This window comes from Rhizobium sp. R634 (assembly GCF_002211305.1).
GTDB lineage: Bacteria > Pseudomonadota > Alphaproteobacteria > Rhizobiales > Rhizobiaceae > Rhizobium.
The window spans coordinates 353516-372543 of record NZ_LOKW01000025.1 but is presented as its reverse complement, the minus strand read 5'-3'; the positions used below and the strand labels follow the sequence as shown (position 1 = coordinate 372543).

18 protein-coding genes and 1 riboswitch are annotated in these 19028 nt (G+C 62.2%); of the genes, 7 read left to right on the top strand and 11 right to left on the bottom strand.

Annotated elements, in window-relative coordinates:
• Positions 1–9 precede the first annotated feature (9 nt).
• The gene (locus ATY77_RS24770; protein WP_190237696.1) at positions 10–447 is read right to left on the bottom strand and encodes an Lrp/AsnC family transcriptional regulator; all 438 of its coding nucleotides are present in this window, start codon (positions 445–447) and stop codon (positions 10–12) included.
• A 123-nt stretch (positions 448–570) separates the two neighbouring features.
• Between ATY77_RS24770 and rocF the strand changes: the two genes are divergently transcribed.
• From rocF to ATY77_RS24750, 4 genes are all read left to right on the top strand, one after another.
• Entirely contained in the window at positions 571–1506 is a 936-nt protein-coding gene (rocF, locus tag ATY77_RS24765) for an arginase (RefSeq protein ID WP_088677610.1), read from the top strand.
• Positions 1507–1519: 13 nt separating this feature from the next.
• Positions 1520–2719, top strand: coding sequence for an ornithine--oxo-acid transaminase (rocD, locus tag ATY77_RS24760; RefSeq protein WP_088689234.1), 1200 nt, complete (start codon positions 1520–1522; stop codon positions 2717–2719).
• Positions 2720–2917: 198 nt separating this feature from the next.
• Positions 2918–3394, top strand: a complete 477-nt coding sequence (locus ATY77_RS24755; protein ID WP_088677608.1) for a chemotaxis protein CheW — start codon at positions 2918–2920, stop codon at positions 3392–3394.
• A 251-nt stretch (positions 3395–3645) separates the two neighbouring features.
• Positions 3646–5406, top strand: a complete 1761-nt coding sequence (locus tag ATY77_RS24750; RefSeq protein ID WP_088689233.1) for a PAS domain-containing methyl-accepting chemotaxis protein — start codon at positions 3646–3648, stop codon at positions 5404–5406.
• 147 nt (positions 5407–5553) lie between these two features.
• Here ATY77_RS24750 and ATY77_RS24745 read toward each other — a convergent pair whose 3' ends face one another.
• From ATY77_RS24745 to soxR, 10 genes are all read right to left on the bottom strand, one after another.
• Positions 5554–7212 carry an OFA family MFS transporter gene (locus ATY77_RS24745; protein ID WP_088689232.1) on the bottom strand — a complete coding sequence of 553 codons (1659 nt, stop codon included), beginning with the start codon at positions 7210–7212 and terminating at the stop codon, positions 5554–5556.
• 185 nt (positions 7213–7397) lie between these two features.
• On the bottom strand, positions 7398–7643 hold the full coding sequence (locus ATY77_RS24740) for a formate dehydrogenase subunit delta (RefSeq protein WP_088689231.1): 246 nt from the start codon (positions 7641–7643) through the stop codon (positions 7398–7400).
• Positions 7633–8457 carry a formate dehydrogenase accessory sulfurtransferase FdhD gene (gene fdhD / locus ATY77_RS24735; RefSeq protein ID WP_088689230.1) on the bottom strand — a complete coding sequence of 275 codons (825 nt, stop codon included), beginning with the start codon at positions 8455–8457 and terminating at the stop codon, positions 7633–7635. Before fdhD ends, ATY77_RS24740 begins: the two co-directional genes overlap by 11 nt.
• A 91-nt stretch (positions 8458–8548) precedes the next feature.
• Positions 8549–11428, bottom strand: a complete 2880-nt coding sequence (gene fdhF, locus ATY77_RS24730) for a formate dehydrogenase subunit alpha (RefSeq protein WP_088689229.1) — start codon at positions 11426–11428, stop codon at positions 8549–8551.
• A 63-nt stretch (positions 11429–11491) separates the two neighbouring features.
• Entirely contained in the window at positions 11492–13048 is a 1557-nt protein-coding gene (locus tag ATY77_RS24725; protein WP_088689228.1) for an NADH-quinone oxidoreductase subunit NuoF, read from the bottom strand.
• Positions 13045–13524, bottom strand: coding sequence for a formate dehydrogenase subunit gamma (locus ATY77_RS24720; protein WP_088689227.1), 480 nt, complete (start codon positions 13522–13524; stop codon positions 13045–13047). Before ATY77_RS24720 ends, ATY77_RS24725 begins: the two co-directional genes overlap by 4 nt.
• A 132-nt stretch (positions 13525–13656) precedes the next feature.
• Positions 13657–14553, bottom strand: a complete 897-nt coding sequence (locus tag ATY77_RS24715) for a LysR family transcriptional regulator (RefSeq protein WP_088689226.1) — start codon at positions 14551–14553, stop codon at positions 13657–13659.
• 44 nt (positions 14554–14597) lie between these two features.
• Entirely contained in the window at positions 14598–14939 is a 342-nt protein-coding gene (locus ATY77_RS24710; protein WP_088682114.1) for a metalloregulator ArsR/SmtB family transcription factor, read from the bottom strand.
• 103 nt (positions 14940–15042) lie between these two features.
• Positions 15043–15813, bottom strand: coding sequence for an SDR family oxidoreductase (locus tag ATY77_RS24705; protein WP_088689328.1), 771 nt, complete (start codon positions 15811–15813; stop codon positions 15043–15045).
• Positions 15814–15945: 132 nt separating this feature from the next.
• Entirely contained in the window at positions 15946–16410 is a 465-nt protein-coding gene (gene soxR, locus ATY77_RS24700) for a redox-sensitive transcriptional activator SoxR (protein WP_088677599.1), read from the bottom strand.
• Between the two features lie 262 nt (positions 16411–16672).
• Positions 16673–16786: riboswitch (TPP riboswitch) on the top strand.
• Here soxR and ATY77_RS24695 point away from each other — a divergent pair.
• From ATY77_RS24695 to ATY77_RS24685, 3 genes are all read left to right on the top strand, one after another.
• Entirely contained in the window at positions 16777–17385 is a 609-nt protein-coding gene (locus ATY77_RS24695) for a YkoF family thiamine/hydroxymethylpyrimidine-binding protein (RefSeq protein ID WP_088689225.1), read from the top strand. Its footprint overlaps the riboswitch before it by 10 nt.
• Positions 17386–17393: 8 nt before the next feature.
• Positions 17394–18203: an ABC transporter permease gene (locus ATY77_RS24690; RefSeq protein WP_088689224.1), complete on the top strand. Its 810-nt coding sequence runs from the start codon at positions 17394–17396 to the stop codon at positions 18201–18203.
• The gene (locus ATY77_RS24685; protein ID WP_088689223.1) at positions 18200–19009 is read left to right on the top strand and encodes an ABC transporter ATP-binding protein; all 810 of its coding nucleotides are present in this window, start codon (positions 18200–18202) and stop codon (positions 19007–19009) included. The genes ATY77_RS24690 and ATY77_RS24685 overlap by 4 nt, the downstream gene beginning before the upstream one ends.
• Positions 19010–19028 lie beyond the last annotated feature (19 nt).

The window sequence follows — 19028 nt, the reverse complement described above, 5'->3', positions numbered from 1 at the left end:
TGGGACTGCTTAGAAACCGGTCTTGCTCGTCTTCAGAAGAATATTGGTCTCGGTCGAGTTGATGCCGTTGATCAGCCGGATGCGGCGCAGGGTCTCGTCGAAGGAAGCAAGGTCGCGATCCTCGAGTTCGGCGACGAAATCCCATTTGCCGTTGGTGCTGTGAAGGGCGCGGACCTGCGGCAGGCCCCTGAGCTGATCGGCGACCCTGTCAGCGAGCTTGCCGAGCACCTCGATCATCACGATGGCGCGCACGCCGGCGGACCGGGTCTCGTGGCTGGTCCGAATGGTGAAACCGACAATGGTGCCACTGGCCACCAGCCGGTCGATGCGGGCGGCCACCGTCGCCCGCGATGCGCCCGTAATCGCCGCAAGCGATGAAACGGAAATTCGGGCGTTGTGGCGAAGGGCGCTCAGAAGTTCGGTATCGAGATCGTCCACGATGATCACTTTGTCAAAATAGCTTTATCAATCTGCGCAATCATAATTCATTTCTGACACTTTTCCATCTTTTTGCCGGCAACCCATTATCCCACTATCGGCCAAAACAGGCCTCAATCCGGAGCCCCCCGAATGAATGTCCAATCGCGATCTGTCACCCTCATCGGCGCACCGCTGGAAGAAGGCTCCGGCCGCCGGGGCGCCGCCATGGGCCCTGCGGCGCTCCGCATTGCCGGCGTCGACCAGACGCTGATCGATCTCGGCCATGATGTCGCGGACAACGGCGATCTCAGCATCGTGCCGGCGATGGATCTGCCGAATCATCCCAAAGCCCATAATCTGAGGATCGTCGGCGCTTTCACCCGCGCGCTCGAAAGCAGCGTCTATGAGGTTGCCGCCGCCGGCCGCTTTCCGCTGATTCTCGGCGGAGACCACAGCCTTTCCATGGGCAGCGTCTCCGGCATGGCCCGCTATGCCGCCAGCAAAGGCCGGCCGCTCTTCGTGCTTTGGCTCGATGCGCACGCCGATTTCAACTCTCCCGCCACCTCGCCCTCCGGCAATATTCACGGCATGCCTGTCGCCTTCTTCTGCGGCGAGGCGGAGTTCGCCGAAATCCTGCCGAAGGACCGTCCCTTCGTCGACCCGAAGCATGTCTTCCAGGTCGGTATCCGTTCGGTCGATGCGCGCGAGCGCGAGGAAATCCATGAACACGGCGTCAACGTCTTCGATATGCGGGCGATCGACGAGCAGGGCATCGGCGCCATCATGCGGCATATTCTCGACGTCGTCGCCAAGGCGAACGGCCTGCTGCATGTCAGCCTCGATCTCGATTTCCTCGATCCCGATATCGCCCCTGGCGTCGGCACGACGGTACCCGGCGGCGCCACCTTCCGCGAGGCCCATCTCGTTATGGAAATGCTTTCGGACAGCGGCCTCGTTTCGTCGCTGGATCTCGTCGAGCTCAATCCGTTTCTCGACGATCGCGGCAAGAGCGCCCGCATCCTCGTGGAGCTGACGGCAAGCCTCTTCGGCCGCCGCATCTTCGACCGCCCGACACGCGCAGCATAGAGGGGAGAAAGCCATGAACACGTCGGAAAAACTGATCGCCACGGAACAGCGGCTCGGCGCCAACAATTATAAACCGCTTGATGTCGTGCTGACGCGCGGCGAAGGCGTTCATGTCTGGGATACCGACGGCAATCGTTATCTCGATTGCCTCTCGGCCTATTCCGCCGTCAACCAGGGCCACTGTCACCCGAAGATCCTGGCCGCCATGGTCGAGCAGGCGGGAAGATTGACCCTGACCTCCCGCGCCTTTCGCAACGACCAGCTCGCCTATCTCTACGAAGAGCTTGCGGCGCTCACCGGCTCCCATAAGATCCTGCCGATGAATTCCGGCGCCGAAGCCGTGGAGACCGCCATCAAGGCTGTGCGCAAATGGGGGTACGAGGTCAAGGGCGTGCCCGAGGGCAAGGCGGAGATCATCGTCTGCGCCGACAATTTCCACGGCCGGACGCTGAGCATCATCAGTTTCTCCACCGATCCCGACGCCCGCACCGGCTTCGGCCCCTACACGCCCGGCTTTCGCACCATTCCCTTCGGCGATGCCGAGGCCTTCGAGGCCGCGATCAATGGCAATACGGTTGCCGCCCTGATCGAGCCGATCCAGGGCGAAGCCGGCGTCATCATCCCGCCGGCCGGTTATTTCACCCGCATCCGCGAGCTCTGCACTGATAACAACGTCACCCTGATCCTCGACGAGATCCAGACCGGTCTCGGCCGCACCGGCAAGCTGCTGGCCGAGGAGCACGAAGGCATCGAGGCCGATGTGACGCTGATCGGCAAGGCGCTGTCCGGCGGCTTCTACCCGGTATCGGCCGTGCTTTCGAATTCCGAGGTGCTGGGCGTGCTGAAGCCCGGCCAGCACGGCTCGACCTTCGGCGGCAATCCGCTCGCCTGTGCGGTGGCGCGCACGGCGCTCAAGGTGCTCGTGGAGGAGGGCATGATCGAGAACGCCGCTGCCATGGGCGACTATTTTCTCGAAGGCCTCCGCTCGATCCGCTCGAACATCGTCAGGGACGTGCGCGGCCGCGGCCTGATGATGGCGATCGAACTCGAGCCCGAAGCCGGCGGCGCGCGGCAATATTGCCATGCGCTGAAGGAACGCGGCCTTCTCGCCAAGGACACCCATGACCATACGATTCGCCTCGCCCCGCCATTGATCATCACGCTGGAACAGGTGGATTGGGCGGTCTCACAGATCGAAAAGACGATCAGCTGAAGTAAATCCAGGCCGAAAACCTTCATAAACGCGTCTGCCGATTTAGATTTGGGCAACACTCTTTCGCTAATGTCGTCGTAACCGTAACGATGCTTCGCCAAGCGCCAAGCCATCGCGTGGTGTGAAGGCAAGGCTTGTCAGCGCCAATGGTGGCGCACCCGCTTCTGCTTTGGCTTACGACAGTTGGGAAGAATTCTAATGGCCACGATCAATTCCACTAGCTTCAGCGGCGACACGCTCGAAATCATCGCCTTCCGCCTGCATGACCAGGAATTCTGCGTCAAGACCACGACCATCCGCGAAATCCGCGGCTGGGCGCCGTCGACGCCGATCCCGCATTCGCCGGCCGACGTCATCGGTGTCATGAACCTGCGCGGCTCGGTCATCCCGATCATCGATCTCGCCTATAAGCTGGGCATGAAGAGCACGGTAGCCAATGAGCGGAGCGCCATCGTCGTCGCCGAAGTCCACAGCATGGTCATCGGCATGCTGGTCGACCGCGTCTCGGACATTCTCACCATCTCCTCCAGCCAGGTCCAGCCGGTGCCCGAGGTAACCGCCTCCTTCGACCGCGCCTATTGCGAAGGCATCATCGCTTCGGAAAATGGCATGATCTGCTTCCTGAACCTCGCCAAGATGTTCAAGGAAAACGAGACGGACGAACTGGCCGCCTGATCTTCCAAAACAATTCGGCAATGAAAAACCGCCTCTCCGGGCGGTTTTTGTTATCGGTCACAGCGCAGTCTATGCTTGCCGTTAGTGTGCGATACTTTAAAATTAGCGATCGCTTTTATACGCAATATTAACCACGCGCCACCACTATGGGTGACGAAGCCTACGGATGACATGTCTCCGGTCCTCGGAATGCCCCGCTTCGCTTCTATCAGGCCGAAACAGCGACAGCTGTGGACTTCAGAGAGACGGATATGTTTGGGCTATCCTCCGATTCAAAATACATTCTCGATGCCATCTCCAAATCGCAGGCAATCATCGAATTCGATCTCAAGGGTAATATCCTGGCGGCGAACGAGAATTTCTGCCGTGCGCTTGGCTATAACCTGAACGAAATCCTCGGCAAGCATCACAGCATGTTCTGCGAACCGGCCTATACGGCGACTGCCGATTACCGCGAATTCTGGGCACGGCTCGGACGCGGCGAATATGATGCCGGCGCCTACAAGCGTTTCGCCAAGGGCAACAGAGAAATATGGATTCAGGCGTCCTACAACCCGGTTTTCAGGGGCGGCAGACCGTTCAAGGTCGTAAAGTTTGCAGCCGATATCACAGCGGCGAAACGGAAGGCCGTCGATGATGCCGGCAAGCTGGAAGCGATCTCACGCTCGCAGGCGGTAATCGAATTCACGCCCACGGGCGAAATCCTGACCGCCAACGAGAATTTCTGCAATGCGCTGGGATATTCGCTCGCCGAGGTCGCCGGCAAGCACCACAGCATGTTCTGCGATCCCGCCTATGCCAGGACAGAAGACTATGCCAATTTCTGGAAGCGGCTGGCGCGGGGCGAATTCATCGCCAACGAATTCGTCCGGTTCGGCAAGGGCGGCCGGCAGATCTGGATACAGGCAGCCTATAACCCGATCCTCGATGCCGACGGCAAGGTCAACAAAGTCGTAAAATTCGCAACCGACGTCACCGAACGCATGAGTGCCATTGCTCAGCTCGGCACCGCGCTGCGCGACCTCTCCGAAGGCAACCTGACGCGGACGGTGGATACGCCTTTCGTTCCGTCGATGGAACAGCTGCGCCACGATTTCAATACCGCCATCGGCGACCTTGCCGAAACCATGAAGACGATCGGCGAAAACGCCGGCGCGATCGCCGCCGGCTCGCGCGAAATCGGCGCATCGGCCGATACCTTCTCCAAGCGGACGGAACAGCAGGCCGCCTCGATCGAGGAGACGGCTGCCGCGCTGGAGGAGATCACTACCACCGTCAATGATTCCAGCCGCCGCGCCGACGAAGCAGGCCGGCTGGTCGCCAAGACCAAGCAAGGCGCCGAGCAATCCGGCGTCGTGGTCCGCAATGCCGTCGCGGCCATGGGCCAGATCGAGCAGTCCTCGCGCGAGATCAACAACATCATCGGCGTGATCGACGATATCGCCTTCCAGACCAATCTTCTGGCGCTGAATGCGGGCGTCGAGGCGGCACGCGCCGGCGAAGCCGGCAAGGGCTTTGCGGTCGTGGCCCAGGAGGTCAGGGAACTCGCCCAACGCTCCGCCAAGGCCGCCAAGGAGATCAAGGCGCTGATCAACACGTCGAGCGAACTCGTCAGGAACGGCGTCGGCCTCGTCGGCGAGACCGGCCAGGCGCTTGAAGAGATCGTTGCCCAGGTTGGCGATATCGACGGCAATGTCGAGGCGATCGTCAAGGCGTCGAAAGAACAGGCCGTCGGTCTCAAGGAAATAAACCAGGCGGTCAACACGATGGACCAGGCAACGCAGCAGAATGCCGCGATGGTCGAGGAGAGCACGGCCGCCAGCCACAGCCTTGCGAGGGAGGCCGAAACGCTGCGTGTCCTCTTGTCGAAATTCCGGCTCCCGGGCCAGACCCAGCCTGTCAGCAGGCCCGAAACGCGACAGGCGGGATCACCGGCGCTGCATCTCGTCGCACGCGTCGCCAAGGCCCACGGCGCTGCCGCGCCAACTGCCCAAAGTTGGGAAGAATTCTGATGTAACGCATGTCGCCCAAAAGTGTGCAGCGGTTTTGCGGCAACGACATGCGCAAAACAAAAACCCAAAGCGCAAGGAGCGAATCTGAAAGATCGCGATGCGCTTTAGAGCGCGCCGCCTGGAACTAGGCGGCGCGCTTTTCACCAGTCACCCGAAGAGGGCGAAAGTCGCCTTCAGCGTCACCCAAACGCCCCAGAGCAGCGGAATGCCGACCACGGCCCAAGCGAGCATGGCCTTGCCGTCCAGCCCGCCGGTGCCGATGCCGAAGGAACCGGTCGGACCGGTATTGACGGCCGCCGACTTCGCCTGCAGCGCCGCAACCTCGTCATCCCTCATGAACCATTTGTCCGGAAGCGGCCTGACAAGCGCGTTGGCGACGAGGCCGAGCGCCAGCATGCCGGCGAGGATATACATGGTTCCGGTATAAAGGGCCGGACCCGGTGCGACGCCGGCGGCGATCTGCGCTTCGCGGATATAGTTCACCACAACAGGGCCGACGATGCCGGCCGTTGCCCAGGCCGTGAGCAGCCGGCCATGGATGGCGCCGACGAACTGGGTGCCGAAGATATCGGCAAGATAGGCCGGGATAGTCGCAAAGCCGCCGCCATACATCGACAGGATGATGCCGAACGAAAGAACGAACAGCGCCTTGTTGCCCATGCCGGCGAAGGTCGGCGCCAGCGCATAGAGCGCGATACCGATGATGAAGAAGCTGTAGTAAGTATTCTTGCGGCCGATCTTGTCGGAGAGCGACGCCCAGAAGAACCGTCCGCCGATATTGAAGAGCGACAGCAGGCCGGCAAAACCGGCGGCGATCGTCGCGATCGATGCCTTCTGTGCGGCATCGAGCTGTGCAAAGCCAACATCAGGCAGGCCGATCAGCGAACCGGCGAAGATTTCCTGCAACATCGGCGAGGCCATGCCGATGACGCCGATACCGGCCGAAACGTTGAGGCAAAGCACGGCCCAGATCAGCCAGAACTGCTTGGTCTTGTGGGCGTCACGCAAGTGCACATGCCGGGTGGTGATCATCGTGCTCTTGGCAACAGGCGGGGTCCAGCCATCGGGACGCCAGCCGGCCGGCGGAATGCGGTAGCCGAAGGCGCCGCCCATCATGAACACGAAATAGATCGCCGCCATGACGATGAAGGTCTGCCAGACGCCCACCGACGTATCGGTCTTGAAAGCATTCATCAGCAAGTTGGCAAGCGGAGCACCGATCATCGCGCCGCCGCCGAAGCCCATGATCGCCATGCCGGTCGCCATGCCTCGACGGTCCGGAAACCACTTGATCAGCGTCGAGACCGGCGAGATATAACCGAGGCCGAGACCAATGCCGCCAATCACCCCGGCGCCGAGCCACATCAGCCAGAGTTGATGGGTGATGACGCCGATAGCAGCAAGCACGATGCCGCCGCACCAGCAGCAGGCGGAAACGACACCCGCCTTGCGCGGGCCGGCCCGCTCCAGCCAGCCGCCCCAGATGGCGGCCGACGAACCGAGCAGAACGAAGAACAGCGTATAGATCCAGCCGAGATCGGCAACGCGCCAGTCGCAGGTCGTGGTGAAGAGCGCCGAAGCGAGCGTCAGGTCGGGGCAGGCCGTCGGGGCCGTAATGCCGAGCGACTTGGAAAGCGGCAGCCAGAACACGCTGAAACCATAGGCCATGCCGATGCAGAGATGGATGGCAAGCGCTGCCGGCGGCACCAGCCACCTGTTGAAACCGGGCCTTGCGACAATTCTTTCGCGATCGAGCAGGCCTGAGCCCGCCACCGCTCCGTCGGTACGTGTTTCCGCTGCAGTCATGAACAACTCCTCCTTGTTTCAGACCTTGCTGTGATTGGAGCGCTGCCGTCTTTTCAGGAGCGCAAAGGACGCTGTAACACTTTGAATTTCTGTCTAATTTACATTTAAATCGATTTAAATTCCAGCTATGCGATGGCGCATGCAGGGAGTGTGCTTCTGCCTCCCTCTGCACACGCCACTTTGGATTACCGGATCTGCTGTGCTTCCGCCTCCGGTTTGCGGATCATCGGAGCGGCCTGCAGCACGAGGGCATCCAGGCCGTTTTCCTCCTTTTCGATAATTTCGAACAATTGCCGCCGCATGCGCGGCTCCCAGAATTTGTTGATATGGGTAGCCACCCCCTGCACGGCTTCGTCTGCCGGCTGGCTCTTGAAGAAGGTTGCGATCTGGTTCGCCATGTAGACGAGCTTGGTCTTGGTATCATGCGACATCGGCGATGCTTCCGGGCGAGATGCGGTGCGGGTGTGTGAAAATCTCGAAATCCTCGCCGCGCACCAACGCGACGAGCGTCATGCCGGCCTCTTCGGCCGTGCGGATGGCAAGAGCGGTCGGCGCTGAAATAGCGATGAGCACGGGACTGCCGAGGATTGCCGCCTTCTGGACCATCTCGACCGAGAGCCGGCTGGTCACGGCAACGGCGCCGCTACCGCCGCTTTCGCCGGCGCGGATGACGGCCCCGCAGAGCTTGTCCAGCGCATTGTGCCGTCCGACATCTTCGCGCACCGCAAGCAATCCTCTGGCCGGAAGATAGAAGCCGGCGCCGTGCACCGCCCGCGTCTCCCGATGCAGCGGCTGCGCCTCGTTCAGCAGCGAAACGGCGCGCACGATATCGGCATGCGACAGCGACAACGGCGATGCCGAGACATCGGGCACCTGCCGCACCGCCTGCTCGATCGATTCGATGCCGCAGAGCCCACAGCCGACCGGTCCCGCCATGCTGCGCCGCCGCGCCCGCAACCGATCGGCGACATCGTCGACAAGGCTTACCTGCACGTCGATGCCCTGCTCGCCTTCGACGATCTCGATCGCCGATATCTCCGCCCGCTCGGTGATGATCCCCTCGGTCAGGCTGAAGCCGACGGCGAAATCTTCGAGATCATCAGGCGTCGCCATCATGACAGCATGCGTGCTGCCGCCATAGGAAAAGGCGACCGGCACTTCTTCCGGCACGATGCGCGAGCCGGTCTGCATGATCCCGTTGCGGCGGGCGGTTTCGGGAACGCGGGCGGTGGTCGGAAAGCTCATGGCATACGCCCCCTCATCCGCCCTTCGGGCACCTTCTCCCCGAGGGGGGAAGGGAGGATCTTGCCGTCGACGCCAGCCCGCACCCCCATCGTCACTCCGCCGCCTCGAGCTTGCCGGCGATGCGGCGCGATTGCCGCGCCTGCTCGTCATATTCCATCTGCCAGTCGGTCGGCCCGTTGGAGGGCGAGACCTGCACCGCCGTCACCTTGTACTCAGGGCAGTTCGTCGCCCAGTCGGAGAAGTCGGTGGTGATGACGTTCGCCTGCGTCGTGGGGTGATGGAAGGTCGTGTAGACGACACCCGGCGCCACGCGATCGGTGATCAGGGCCCTCAGCGTCGTGTCGCCGGAGCGGCTGACGAGCTTCACCCAGTCGCCGTCGCGAATGCCGCGCTGCTCGGCATCGTGCGCATGGATTTCCAGCCGATCTTCCGCATGCCAGGCGACATTCTCGGTCCGGCGGGTCTGCGCCCCGACATTGTACTGGCTGAGGATGCGGCCGGTGGTGAGCAGCAGCGGGAAGCGCGGGCCGGTGCGTTCGTCGGTCGCCACATATTCGGTGCGGATGAACTTACCCTTGCCGCGGACGAAACCGTCGACATGCATGATCGGCGAGCCGAGCGGGTTCTTTTCGTTGCAGGGCCACTGCACCGAACCCATCTTTTCGAGATAGTCGTAGGTCACAAGCGCGAAACTCGGCGTCGTCGCGGCGATCTCGTCCATGATCTCGGATGGATGGGTATAGTTCCAGTCGAGCCCCATCGCCTGGGCAAGCTTCTGCGTCACTTCCCAATCGCCATAGCCGTTGCGCGGCGACATGACCTTGCGAACGCGGTTGATGCGCCGCTCGGCATTGGTGAAGGTGCCGTCTTTCTCGAGGAAGGTCGAGCCCGGCAGGAAGACATGGGCGTAATTGGCGGTCTCGTTGAGAAAGAGATCCTGCACGACGACACATTCCATGGCCGCAAGCCCGGCCGCGACATGTTTGGTATCGGGATCGGACTGGAGAATGTCCTCACCTTGGATGTAGATGCCCTTGAAGGAGCCGTCGACCGCCGCATCCAGCATGTTCGGAATGCGCAGGCCCGGTTCGTTGTTGATCTTCACGCCCCAGAGCTTTTCGAAGATGTCGCGCGTCGCATCGTCGGAAATGTGCCGGTAGCCCGGCAGCTCGTGCGGGAAAGAGCCCATGTCGCAGGAGCCCTGCACGTTGTTCTGGCCGCGCAGCGGGTTCACGCCGACGCCGGGACGGCCGATATTGCCGGTCGCCATGGCAAGGTTGGCGATGGCGATGACGGTGGTCGAGCCCTGGCTGTGTTCGGTGACGCCGAGGCCGTAATAGATCGCGCCGTTGCCGCCCTTGGCATAGAGCCGCGCCGCACCGCGCAGATCCGCCGCCGGCACGCCGGTGAAGATCTCGGTCTCTTCGGGGCTGTGCTGCGGCTCGGCGACGAAGGCGGCCCAATCCTCGAACTCCGACCAGTCGCAGCGCTCGCGGATGAATTTCTCGTCATAGAGACCTTCGGTGACGATCACATGCGCCAGCGCCGTCATGACGGCGACATTGGTGCCCGGCTTCAGCGGCAGATGGTAGGACGCCTCGACATGCGGCGAACGGACGATATCGGTGCGGCGCGGATCGATGACGATCAGCTTGGCGCCCTGGCGCAGCCGCTTCTTCAGCCGCGAGGCGAACACCGGGTGCCCGTCCGTCGGATTGGCGCCGATGATGACGACGACATCGGAATACTCGACACTGTCGAAGTTCTGCGTGCCGGCCGAGGTGCCGAAGGCCTGGCCGAGACCGTAGCCGGTCGGCGAATGGCAGACGCGGGCGCAGGTATCGACATTGTTGTTGCCGAAACCGGCGCGGACCAGCTTCTGCACCAGATAGGTTTCCTCGTTGGTGCAGCGCGAGGAGGTGATGCCGCCGATCGACTCGCGGCCATACTGATACTGAATGCGCCGGAACTCCGACGCCACATGCGCGAAGGCTTCGTCCCAGCTCACCTCCCGCCAGGGGTCGCTGACCTTTTCGCGGATCATCGGATTGAGGATACGGTCCTTATGGGTGGAATAACCGTAGGCGAAGCGGCCCTTGACGCAGGAGTGTCCGCGATTGGCCTGGCCATCCTTCCACGGCACCATGCGCACCAGCTCCTCGCCGCGCATTTCCGCCTTGAAGGAGCAACCGACGCCGCAATAGGCGCAGGTAGTGACGGCCGAATGTTCGGGCTGGCCGATCTGGATCACCGACTTCTCCGTCAGTGTCGCTGTCGGACAGGCCTGCACGCAGGCACCGCAGGAGACGCATTCGGAATCGATGAAATTCTCATGCATGCCGGATGACACGCGGGAGCCGAAACCACGCCCCTCGATCGTCAGCGCAAACGTGCCCTGCACTTCCTCGCAGGCGCGCACGCAAAGCGAACAGACGATGCATTTGGAGGGATCATAGGTGAAATAGGGATTGGACTCGTCCTTCGGCATCCATTTCAGATTGATGTCGCCGTTGTTACGCGCCTTGACGTGGTTGTCGCCCTCATAGCCGTAGCGCACGTCGCGCAGGCCGACAGCGCCCGCCATGTCCTGCAATTGACAATCGCCATTGGCGGCGCAGGTGAGACAGTCGAGCGGGTGATCTGAAATGTAGAGCTCCATCACGCCGCGGCGGATATCCTTCAGCCGCCCCGTCTGCGTGTGCACCACCATATTCGCGGCCACCGGCGTCGTGCAGGAGGCCGGCGTTCCGGCCCGGCCCTCGATCTCGACGAGACAAAGCCGGCAGGAGCCGAACGCATCGACCATATCGGTGGCGCAGAGCTTCGGCACCTGGATGCCGGCCTCCATCGAGGCGCGCATGATGGAGGTGCCCTCCGGCACGCTGATCTGCTGCCCGTCGATGGTCAGCGTCACCATCGCCTCGGATTTGGAAGCGGGAGTGCCGTAGTCGATTTCATGGATGAGAGACATGGTCGGCCTCCTGTATGGACGTGGAGATGAGCGATTCGGAGGAAGTTGACGGGTAGAAAGTCATCATTCCGCAGCCTCCACGATCGGCGCCGGCGAAAAATCTTCCGGGAAATGCGTCATGGCGCTCATGACGGGATAAGGCGTGAAACCGCCGAGCGCGCAGAGCGAGCCGAATTTCATCGTGTTGCAGAGATCGGCAAGCAGCACCCGGTTTTTCTCCGGCTCGATGCCTTGGGCGATCTTGTCGGCCGTCTCGACACCGCGCGTCGAGCCGATGCGGCAGGGCGTACACTTGCCGCAGCTTTCGACGGCGCAGAATTCCATGGCGAAACGCGCCTGCTTCAGCATGTCGGCCGTATCGTCGAAGACCACGATGCCGGCATGGCCGATCAGCCCTTCCCTGGCGGCGAAGGCTTCGTAGTCGAAAGGCGTGTCGAACAGCGCCCGCGGGAAATAAGCGCCGAGCGGACCGCCGACCTGCACGGCCTTGACCGGCCGCCCCGTGGCCGTACCGCCGCCGATCCTGTCGACGATATCGCCGAGCGAAAGACCGAAAGCGGTCTCATAGAGACCGCCATACCTGACATTGCCCGCGATCTGCAGCGGGATTGTGCCGCGAGAGCGGCCCATGCCGAAATCGCGGTAGAAGGCAGCGCCCTTTTCCATGATGACGGGCACCGAGGCCAGCGAGATCACATTGTTGATGACGGTCGGACAGTCGAACAGGCCCTTATGCGCGGGCAGCGGCGGCTTGGCGCGCACGATGCCGCGCTTGCCTTCGAGGCTGTTCAGCAGAGCCGTTTCCTCGCCGCAGACATAGGCTCCCGCGCCGGTGCGCACCTCGATGTCGAAGGCGCGGCCCGAGCCGAGCACCGAAAGGCCGAGAATACCGGCCTGCCGGGCGATGCCGACAGCCTCGGTCATCGCCGCAATCGCATGCGGATATTCCGAACGCGTATAGACGAAACCCTTGGTCGCCCCGGTCGCAAGTCCAGCGATCGCCATGCCCTCGATCAGCACGAAGGGATCGCCCTCCATGATCATCCGGTCGGCAAAGGTGCCGCTGTCGCCCTCATCGGCATTGCAGACGATATATTTGCGGTCGCCGGCGGCATCGAGAACGGTCTTCCACTTGATGCCTGTGGGGAAACCCGCGCCGCCGCGTCCGCGCAGGCCGGAATCGGTGACCTCCTTGACGATCTCGGCAGGCGTCATCGAAACGGCGCGGCGAAGGCCGGCAAGGCCGCCATGCGCCTCGTAATCGGCGAGCGACAGCGGATCGGTGATGCCGCAGCGGGCGAAGGTCAGGCGGGTCTGTTCCTTCAGGAACGGGAGGTCTTCAACCTCCCCGAGACAGAGCGGGTGCTCTCCGCCGCTCATCATGCCGGCTTCGAAGAGAACAGGCACATCCTTCGCCGTCACCGGCCCGTAGCCGATGCGCTTGCCGGCAACCTCGACTTCGACCAGCGGCTCCAGCCAGAACATTCCGCGCGAGCCGTTGCGCACGATCTCTGCGTCGAGGCCGCGGGCGGCGATCTCCTGGGCAATCGCCTTTGCCACCTTTTCGGCCCCGAGCGCCAGCGCAGCGGCATCGCGCGGAACATAAATCTTTACTGTCATCGACGTGCCTCCGCGACGAGTTCCGCCGCCATCTGATCATCGACACGGCCATAGACCTCGCCGTCGAGCATTGCCGACGGCGCGCAGGCGCAGAGCCCGAGGCAGTAGACCGGCTCCAGCGTCACGCTGCCATCAAGCGTCGTCTGGTGAAAATCGATGCCGAGCAGCCTTTTCACGCGCTCGGCCACCGCATCGCCGCCCATAGACTGGCAAGCCTCGGCGCGACAGAGCTTCAGCACATGCCGTCCGGCGGGGTGATTGCGATAATCGTGGTAGAAGGTCACGACCCCATGCACTTCGGCGCGCGAGAGGTTCAGTTCCTCTGCAATGACCGGTAGGGCTTCCTGCGGCACATAGCCGAATTCTTCCTGAACTTCGTGCAGAATGGGGAGCAGCGGCCCTTCGAGGAAGCGAAGATCGGCGACGATGGAACGGGTACGCGCTGCAATATCGCCTTCGGCGATATGAATGGTCATAAGGCAGCCCTCCCACGGCTTGCTCGTTGCAAAATGACGGCCTCCCCCAGCCTGAGTGTCATTTTCGCAAGCAGCATCTCAAGGAAGCAGCTGGCAATCAATAAAGCTATCTCGTTGCTTGATAGCTTTTTCCTATTGAAGTTCTTCCTCTTGGACCAGCACTCTGGCTTCGTGCAGCAGTGCCGACACCAGTGGCGTGAAAGGCTCGCGATAAGGCGCCACAAGGCCGACCAGATGATGCGCCTCCGGCTCGACGATCGGGATCATGCGGATTTCGACGGGAAATCCGAAGGATTTCGCCACATTGCGCGGCATGATACTCGCCCAGCGGCCGGTCCGGACATGCGAGAACAGCACGATCATCGAGTTGGATTCGAGTGTCGGATGCACCGTGGCGCCGGCTTCGATCAAGTGCCGGTTGATGATGCGGCGGTTTTGCATGTCCGCGGTCAATAGACAAAGCCGAAGATCGCCGACCTCCCGCCAGGTGACGCTGTCTCGATCGGAGAGCGGGCTGCCCGCCGCCGTGATCAGATTGTAGCGCTCGGCATAGAGAGGAACGGTGGTGACGCGGCCGAGAGGCTCGTTTTCGAGATAGGTAATGCCGGCGTCGATTTCGAGATTTTCGAGCATGCTCAGCACCTGCAGCGAATTGCGCGAGACGATCGAGAAGGTGACGCCGGGATGCCGCTCCTGAAAGGGCGTGGTGATGCGCGAGAGCATGGCGAGCGCCGTCGGAATGGCGGCAAGGCGGATGTGGCCGGAAAGACCGCGTCGTGCGGCGCGCATCTCCTCGCGCATGGTGCGGGTGTCGCCGACGATGCGCCGGGCCCATTCGAGCACGCGCTGCCCCTCCGGCGTCAGCCCCTGAAACCTGGAGCCGCGCTGCACCAGCATGACGCCGAGCTGGTCTTCGAGCTGCCGGATGCCAGCCGAAAGCGTCGGCTGCGAAATTCCGCACTCCTCGGCTGCGCGGCCAAAATGCTTTTCATTGGCAAGGGCGATAAAGAATTCCAGCTTGTCGATCATCCCCTTATCTTCGACATAGCAGCCGCACTCCGCAAGGGCGGGAGCTAACTGTTTTCTGCAGCCGGGAAAAGTTCGAACAGCGTTTCGAGGAAGGCAAGCACGCTGACATTGCCGATGCTGTAATAGACCATCCTGCCCTCGCGGCGCGTATTGACCAAGCCTTCGAGCCTCAAACGCGCAAGCTGCTGCGAAACCATCGCCTGCTGAATGCCGAGGATGGTTTCGATTTGGCCCACCGTCCGCTCCTCATTCGCCAATATGCAGAGGATCAGAAGGCGTGTCTGGTGCGCCAGCGCTTTTAGAAGATCGCTCGCTTCATGGGCTTTTCCAGCGAGTTTGTGCAACTCCTGGCCGGTCATCCCCGGCTCCGGTTTAGGCAACGGCATTCGAAATCTCGGAAGGGAAGCGATGAGGTAGATCAGTACAATAGCATATTCGCAGAAACGAATTGGCCAAAAGTCATGAAATGCCAAAAAAGGTCCAAACAAATCAGCAGATAAGCTGACCGCCGTTGATTTCGATCACCTGGCCGGTGATGTATCCGGACAACGAAGGAGCCGCCAGGAAGAGATAGGCCGGCGCACAATCCTCCGCCGTGCCGAGCCGCTGCAGCGGGATCGATTTTTTGGTCTGCTCCAGCTTCTCGCGGGAGGAATAGCGCTCATGGAAATCGGTCTCGATCGTTCCCGGCGAGACGCAGTTGACGCGGATCCCGTCGGGCGCGAGCTCGCGGGCGAGCGCCTTGGAATAGGTCGCCACGAAAGCTTTCGAAGCCGAATAGATCGAGGAACCGGGGCTGCCCCCGGTCAGCGCCGAGATCGAAACCGTGTTGACGATGGTCGCCCCCTGAGCCGCCTTCAATGCCGGCAGCAGTGCGCGTGTCAGCGCCACCACCGATGTCTGGTTGAGCCGCACGACCGCCTCATAATCCGCATCGGTAAGCGTGCCGGCCGGAAAACGGCCGAGCATGGTGCCGGCATTGTTGACGAGCACATGCACCTTGTCGAAGAAGGCGAGAGCGTCTTCGGCAAACTGCGCCGCGCCGCCGACAGCCGAGAAATCGGCATTCAGCAACAGCGCCCGCCTTTCGGATTCGGCCGTCAGCAGGAAATCCGGCAGATCCCGTCCGGGCTTGCGCCCGGTATGGACGATCACCTTCGCGCCGCAATCCAGAAACTGGCGGGCCACTTCGAGGCCAATGCCGCGACCGGCGCCGGTCACGACGACATTGCGATTTTCAAACAGTCTGGGATGAAACACGAAGCCGTCCTCCTCGCGGACATGGCCGCCGGTTGCGCCATTCGCTGTTAACATATGAGTGCGCAGACCGAAAGAAAGGCGCGCATCGATCTTCACGGGAGAAATCTTACTGGGGAGACTTCCCCGGGCAAACTAGCTCTCGTCCTCCAGAAGCCGAGCACCCGGTCCTTCCCTGCCGAGCCGGTCACCGGGATTGCGCAGCGGACAGCTTTCGATCGACAGACAGCCGCAGCCGATGCAGCCGGCCAGCCTGTCGCGCAGCAGGCTCAATTGCCTGATTCGCTCGTCGAGATCGTCCTTCCACAGCCCCGACAGCGTCTGCCAATCGGCGGCTGTCGGCGTGCGCCCCTGCGGCAGCGATTCGAACGCCGCCTGGATTTCCGAAAGCGGAATGCCGACGCGCTGGGCCACCTTGATGATGCCGAGGCGTCGCAGCACATCGCGGCCGTAGCGCCGCTGATTGCCGCGGGTGCGAATGCTCGAGATCAGCCCTTTGGTCTCGTAGAAGTGCAGCGCCGAGACGGCAAGGCCGCTGCGCTCCGCCACTTCGCCGACCGTAAGCAGCCTGCCAAGCGCGGCCGGAGAAAATCTATCCATCGCCTGTTGACCTCAATATTAGTTGAGGTTTTATAAATCTTGCTCCTGCAGCCGTAAAGCCCGGCCGCCGGAAGGAGGCATACCTGCCTCGCCCGTCGAAATATCAGGCTTCGGTTCCGTTCCCGGCAGGTACGGAACCTCGAGAAACACCCGGACAGGACCTCCGTCCGGGTGTTTTTCCTTTACATTCGGCTCATCCCGACCACACGGACGGGTTGCGAACTTTGCGGTTGCGGGAGGAGACCCCCGGTGATAATTTCCGCGCCGATTACAGGGGAGCTCCGTATTGCCGGGGCTGAGATGTGAGGCGCAAGCTTCTGGACCCTTCAAAGCTGATCTGGGTAATGCCAGCGGAGCGAGGTCCAAATGTTTTCCGGCGCACAAGTGTCGCTCTATCCGATGTCCGGCAATTTCGTCGGCATCATCCTTGATGCCGTCAAGGCGCTCGATCCCTATCGTGACCGGCTGCGCATCGAGACCGACGATATCTCCACGCTGCTGGTCGGCCCGCCCGACATCCTCTTTTCCGCCCTGCGCGATCTGTTCGTCGCCGCCGCAAAAACCGGCGAGCATTGCGTGCTCTCCGCCGCGGTCTCACGCGGCTGCCCGGGCGAGCCCGACGACGCCATCTGCGGCGTCAATTCTTCCTCCGGACAGGCGAAACCGCTTGCCAGGCGCATAGACGCTGCACTGGCCGCCGTCGAAGCCGCCGGTGAAACCGGTCAGCCGACCGCCGCCCAATTCTCGCTCTACGTCATGGGAAGCGGAACCCATATGGACGAGATCTATGGCTGCATCGACTTCCTGAAGCGCTCCGGAACCTTCGATCGCTCGAAGAATTTCTGCACCAGGCTGAGCGGCGATGCCGGCGCTATCTTCGCGACCATCCGCGAGGCTTTCCATCGCTTCGGCGATCCCGAGGGACATGTGACCCTCGACATCACGATTTCCGCCAACAGCCCGACGAAAGCCTGAAATCGAACGTGACGACATCGCCGCAACCATCGGATTGGCGCCTTCCCGCGCTCCGCGCCGCTCTCTACCGGGGCATGCCCGCCTTGCTCGCCGGCTGCGCCTTCCTGGCGGCCTGGGAACTCTATGTCGATCTTTCCGGTATTAAGCCTTCCATCCTGCCGGCCCCCTCCCGCATTCTCATCCAGGGTTGGCTGAACCGCGAGGCGCTGGCCGCCAATACCTGGCCGACGCTCAGCGCGACGCTCGGCGGCTTCGCGCTGTCGCTGGCCTTCGCCTTCGTCTCCTCGATCCTCATGGATTTCGTTCCGTTCATGCGCCGCGCATTGCTGCCGATCTTCATCGCCAGCCAGACCCTGCCGCTGGTAGCGATCGCGCCCCTCGTCGTGCTCTGGTTCGGCTTCGGCCTGCTGCCGAAGATCCTGCTGGTGGCGCTGGTAACCTTCTTCCCTCTGCTCGTCGCCTTGCTGCAGGGCTATGAATCGACCGACCGCGACATCGCCGAACTCCTGAACTCGATGAAGGCGAGCCGCTGGCGCATTTTCCGCCTCGCCCGGCTCCCCTCCGCCCTGCCCTATTTCTTCGCCGGCCTCAGGATTTCGATCACCTACGCCGTCGTCGGCGCGATCTTTGCCGAATATGCTGGCGCCGCGAGCGGCCTCGGCATTTATATCCTCAACGCCAAGAACAATTTCCGGCCCGATCTGGTGCTCGCCGCCGTCATCGTCAGCGCCGTGCTGACGCTCTGCCTCTTCGGGCTGACGCTGATGATCCAGCGTCTCGCCATGCCCTGGCAGCCACCCCGGGAGCGGCGCCGATGACCGATATGCTTGAACTGCGCAACATCTCGAAAACCTTCGACGGCATGAAGGTTCTGGGCGACATTTCCCTGAGCGTCGCAAACGGCGAGTTCGTGTCGATCGTCGGCCCGTCCGGCTCCGGAAAATCGACGGTGCTGAGATTGCTGACGCAGGCGCTTCAGCCCGATTCCGGCGCCATGCTCTTCAATGGCGTACCGCTGGAACAGGCGCCACATTCCTTCGCCTTCATGCCGCAGCGCGATGCGCTGATGCCCTGGCGCCGGATCATCGACAATGCCGCGCTCGGCCTGGAGGTAAAGGGCATGAGCCGCCGCGCCGCCCGCGCCGCCGTCGCGCCTCTGTTCGAGCGGTTCGGCCTTGCCGGCTTCGAGCACCACTATCCCTCCGCGCTTTCCGGCGGCATGCGGCAACGCGCGGCACTGCTGCGCACCGTCGTCCAGACCCAGGACATGCTGCTGCTCGACGAGCCCTTTGGCGCACTCGACGCCCTGACGCGCACGCAGATCCAGGAATGGCTGCAGGGCATGTGGACCGAGCACCGCTGGACGGCGCTGTTGATCACCCACGATGTCCGCGAGGCCGTTTTTCTTTCCGACCGAATTTATGTGCTCTCTGCCCGCCCCGCCCGCGTCATCCGCGAATTCCGCGTTCCCCTGCCCCGCCCGAGAAGCATCGCCGATCTCGGATCGCCGGCGGCCCAGGCGATCGAGACTGAAATCCTGCAAACCCTGCTTCATCCGCTGGAACAGGATGATTTTAGGCCAGGCGGCCTAAAATCTGAATCCTATTCTCATTTAAAGAGTTAGAGCATGATGTCGTCCAAAA

Bases quoted from the DNA above. Each gene is read 5' to 3' on its own strand.
- ATY77_RS24745 (WP_088689232.1), bottom strand. From the start codon at position 7,212: ATGACTGCAGCGGAAACACGTACCGACGGAGCGGTGGCGGGCTCAGGC.
- ATY77_RS24710 (WP_088682114.1), bottom strand. From the start codon at position 14,939: ATGCCGTTGCCTAAACCGGAGCCGGGGATGACCGGCCAGGAGTTGCAC.
- ATY77_RS24715 (WP_088689226.1), bottom strand. From the start codon at position 14,553: ATGATCGACAAGCTGGAATTCTTTATCGCCCTTGCCAATGAAAAGCAT.
- ATY77_RS24720 (WP_088689227.1), bottom strand. From the start codon at position 13,524: ATGACCATTCATATCGCCGAAGGCGATATTGCAGCGCGTACCCGTTCC.
- ATY77_RS24725 (WP_088689228.1), bottom strand. From the start codon at position 13,048: ATGACAGTAAAGATTTATGTTCCGCGCGATGCCGCTGCGCTGGCGCTC.
- soxR (WP_088677599.1), bottom strand. From the start codon at position 16,410: ATGGATAGATTTTCTCCGGCCGCGCTTGGCAGGCTGCTTACGGTCGGC.
- ATY77_RS24685 (WP_088689223.1), top strand. From the start codon at position 18,200: ATGACCGATATGCTTGAACTGCGCAACATCTCGAAAACCTTCGACGGC.
- ATY77_RS24740 (WP_088689231.1), bottom strand. From the start codon at position 7,643: ATGTCGCATGATACCAAGACCAAGCTCGTCTACATGGCGAACCAGATC.
- fdhF (WP_088689229.1), bottom strand. From the start codon at position 11,428: ATGTCTCTCATCCATGAAATCGACTACGGCACTCCCGCTTCCAAATCC.
- fdhD (WP_088689230.1), bottom strand. From the start codon at position 8,457: ATGAGCTTTCCGACCACCGCCCGCGTTCCCGAAACCGCCCGCCGCAAC.
- rocD (WP_088689234.1), top strand. From the start codon at position 1,520: ATGAACACGTCGGAAAAACTGATCGCCACGGAACAGCGGCTCGGCGCC.
- rocF (WP_088677610.1), top strand. From the start codon at position 571: ATGAATGTCCAATCGCGATCTGTCACCCTCATCGGCGCACCGCTGGAA.
- ATY77_RS24755 (WP_088677608.1), top strand. From the start codon at position 2,918: ATGGCCACGATCAATTCCACTAGCTTCAGCGGCGACACGCTCGAAATC.
- ATY77_RS24695 (WP_088689225.1), top strand. From the start codon at position 16,777: ATGTTTTCCGGCGCACAAGTGTCGCTCTATCCGATGTCCGGCAATTTC.
- ATY77_RS24750 (WP_088689233.1), top strand. From the start codon at position 3,646: ATGTTTGGGCTATCCTCCGATTCAAAATACATTCTCGATGCCATCTCC.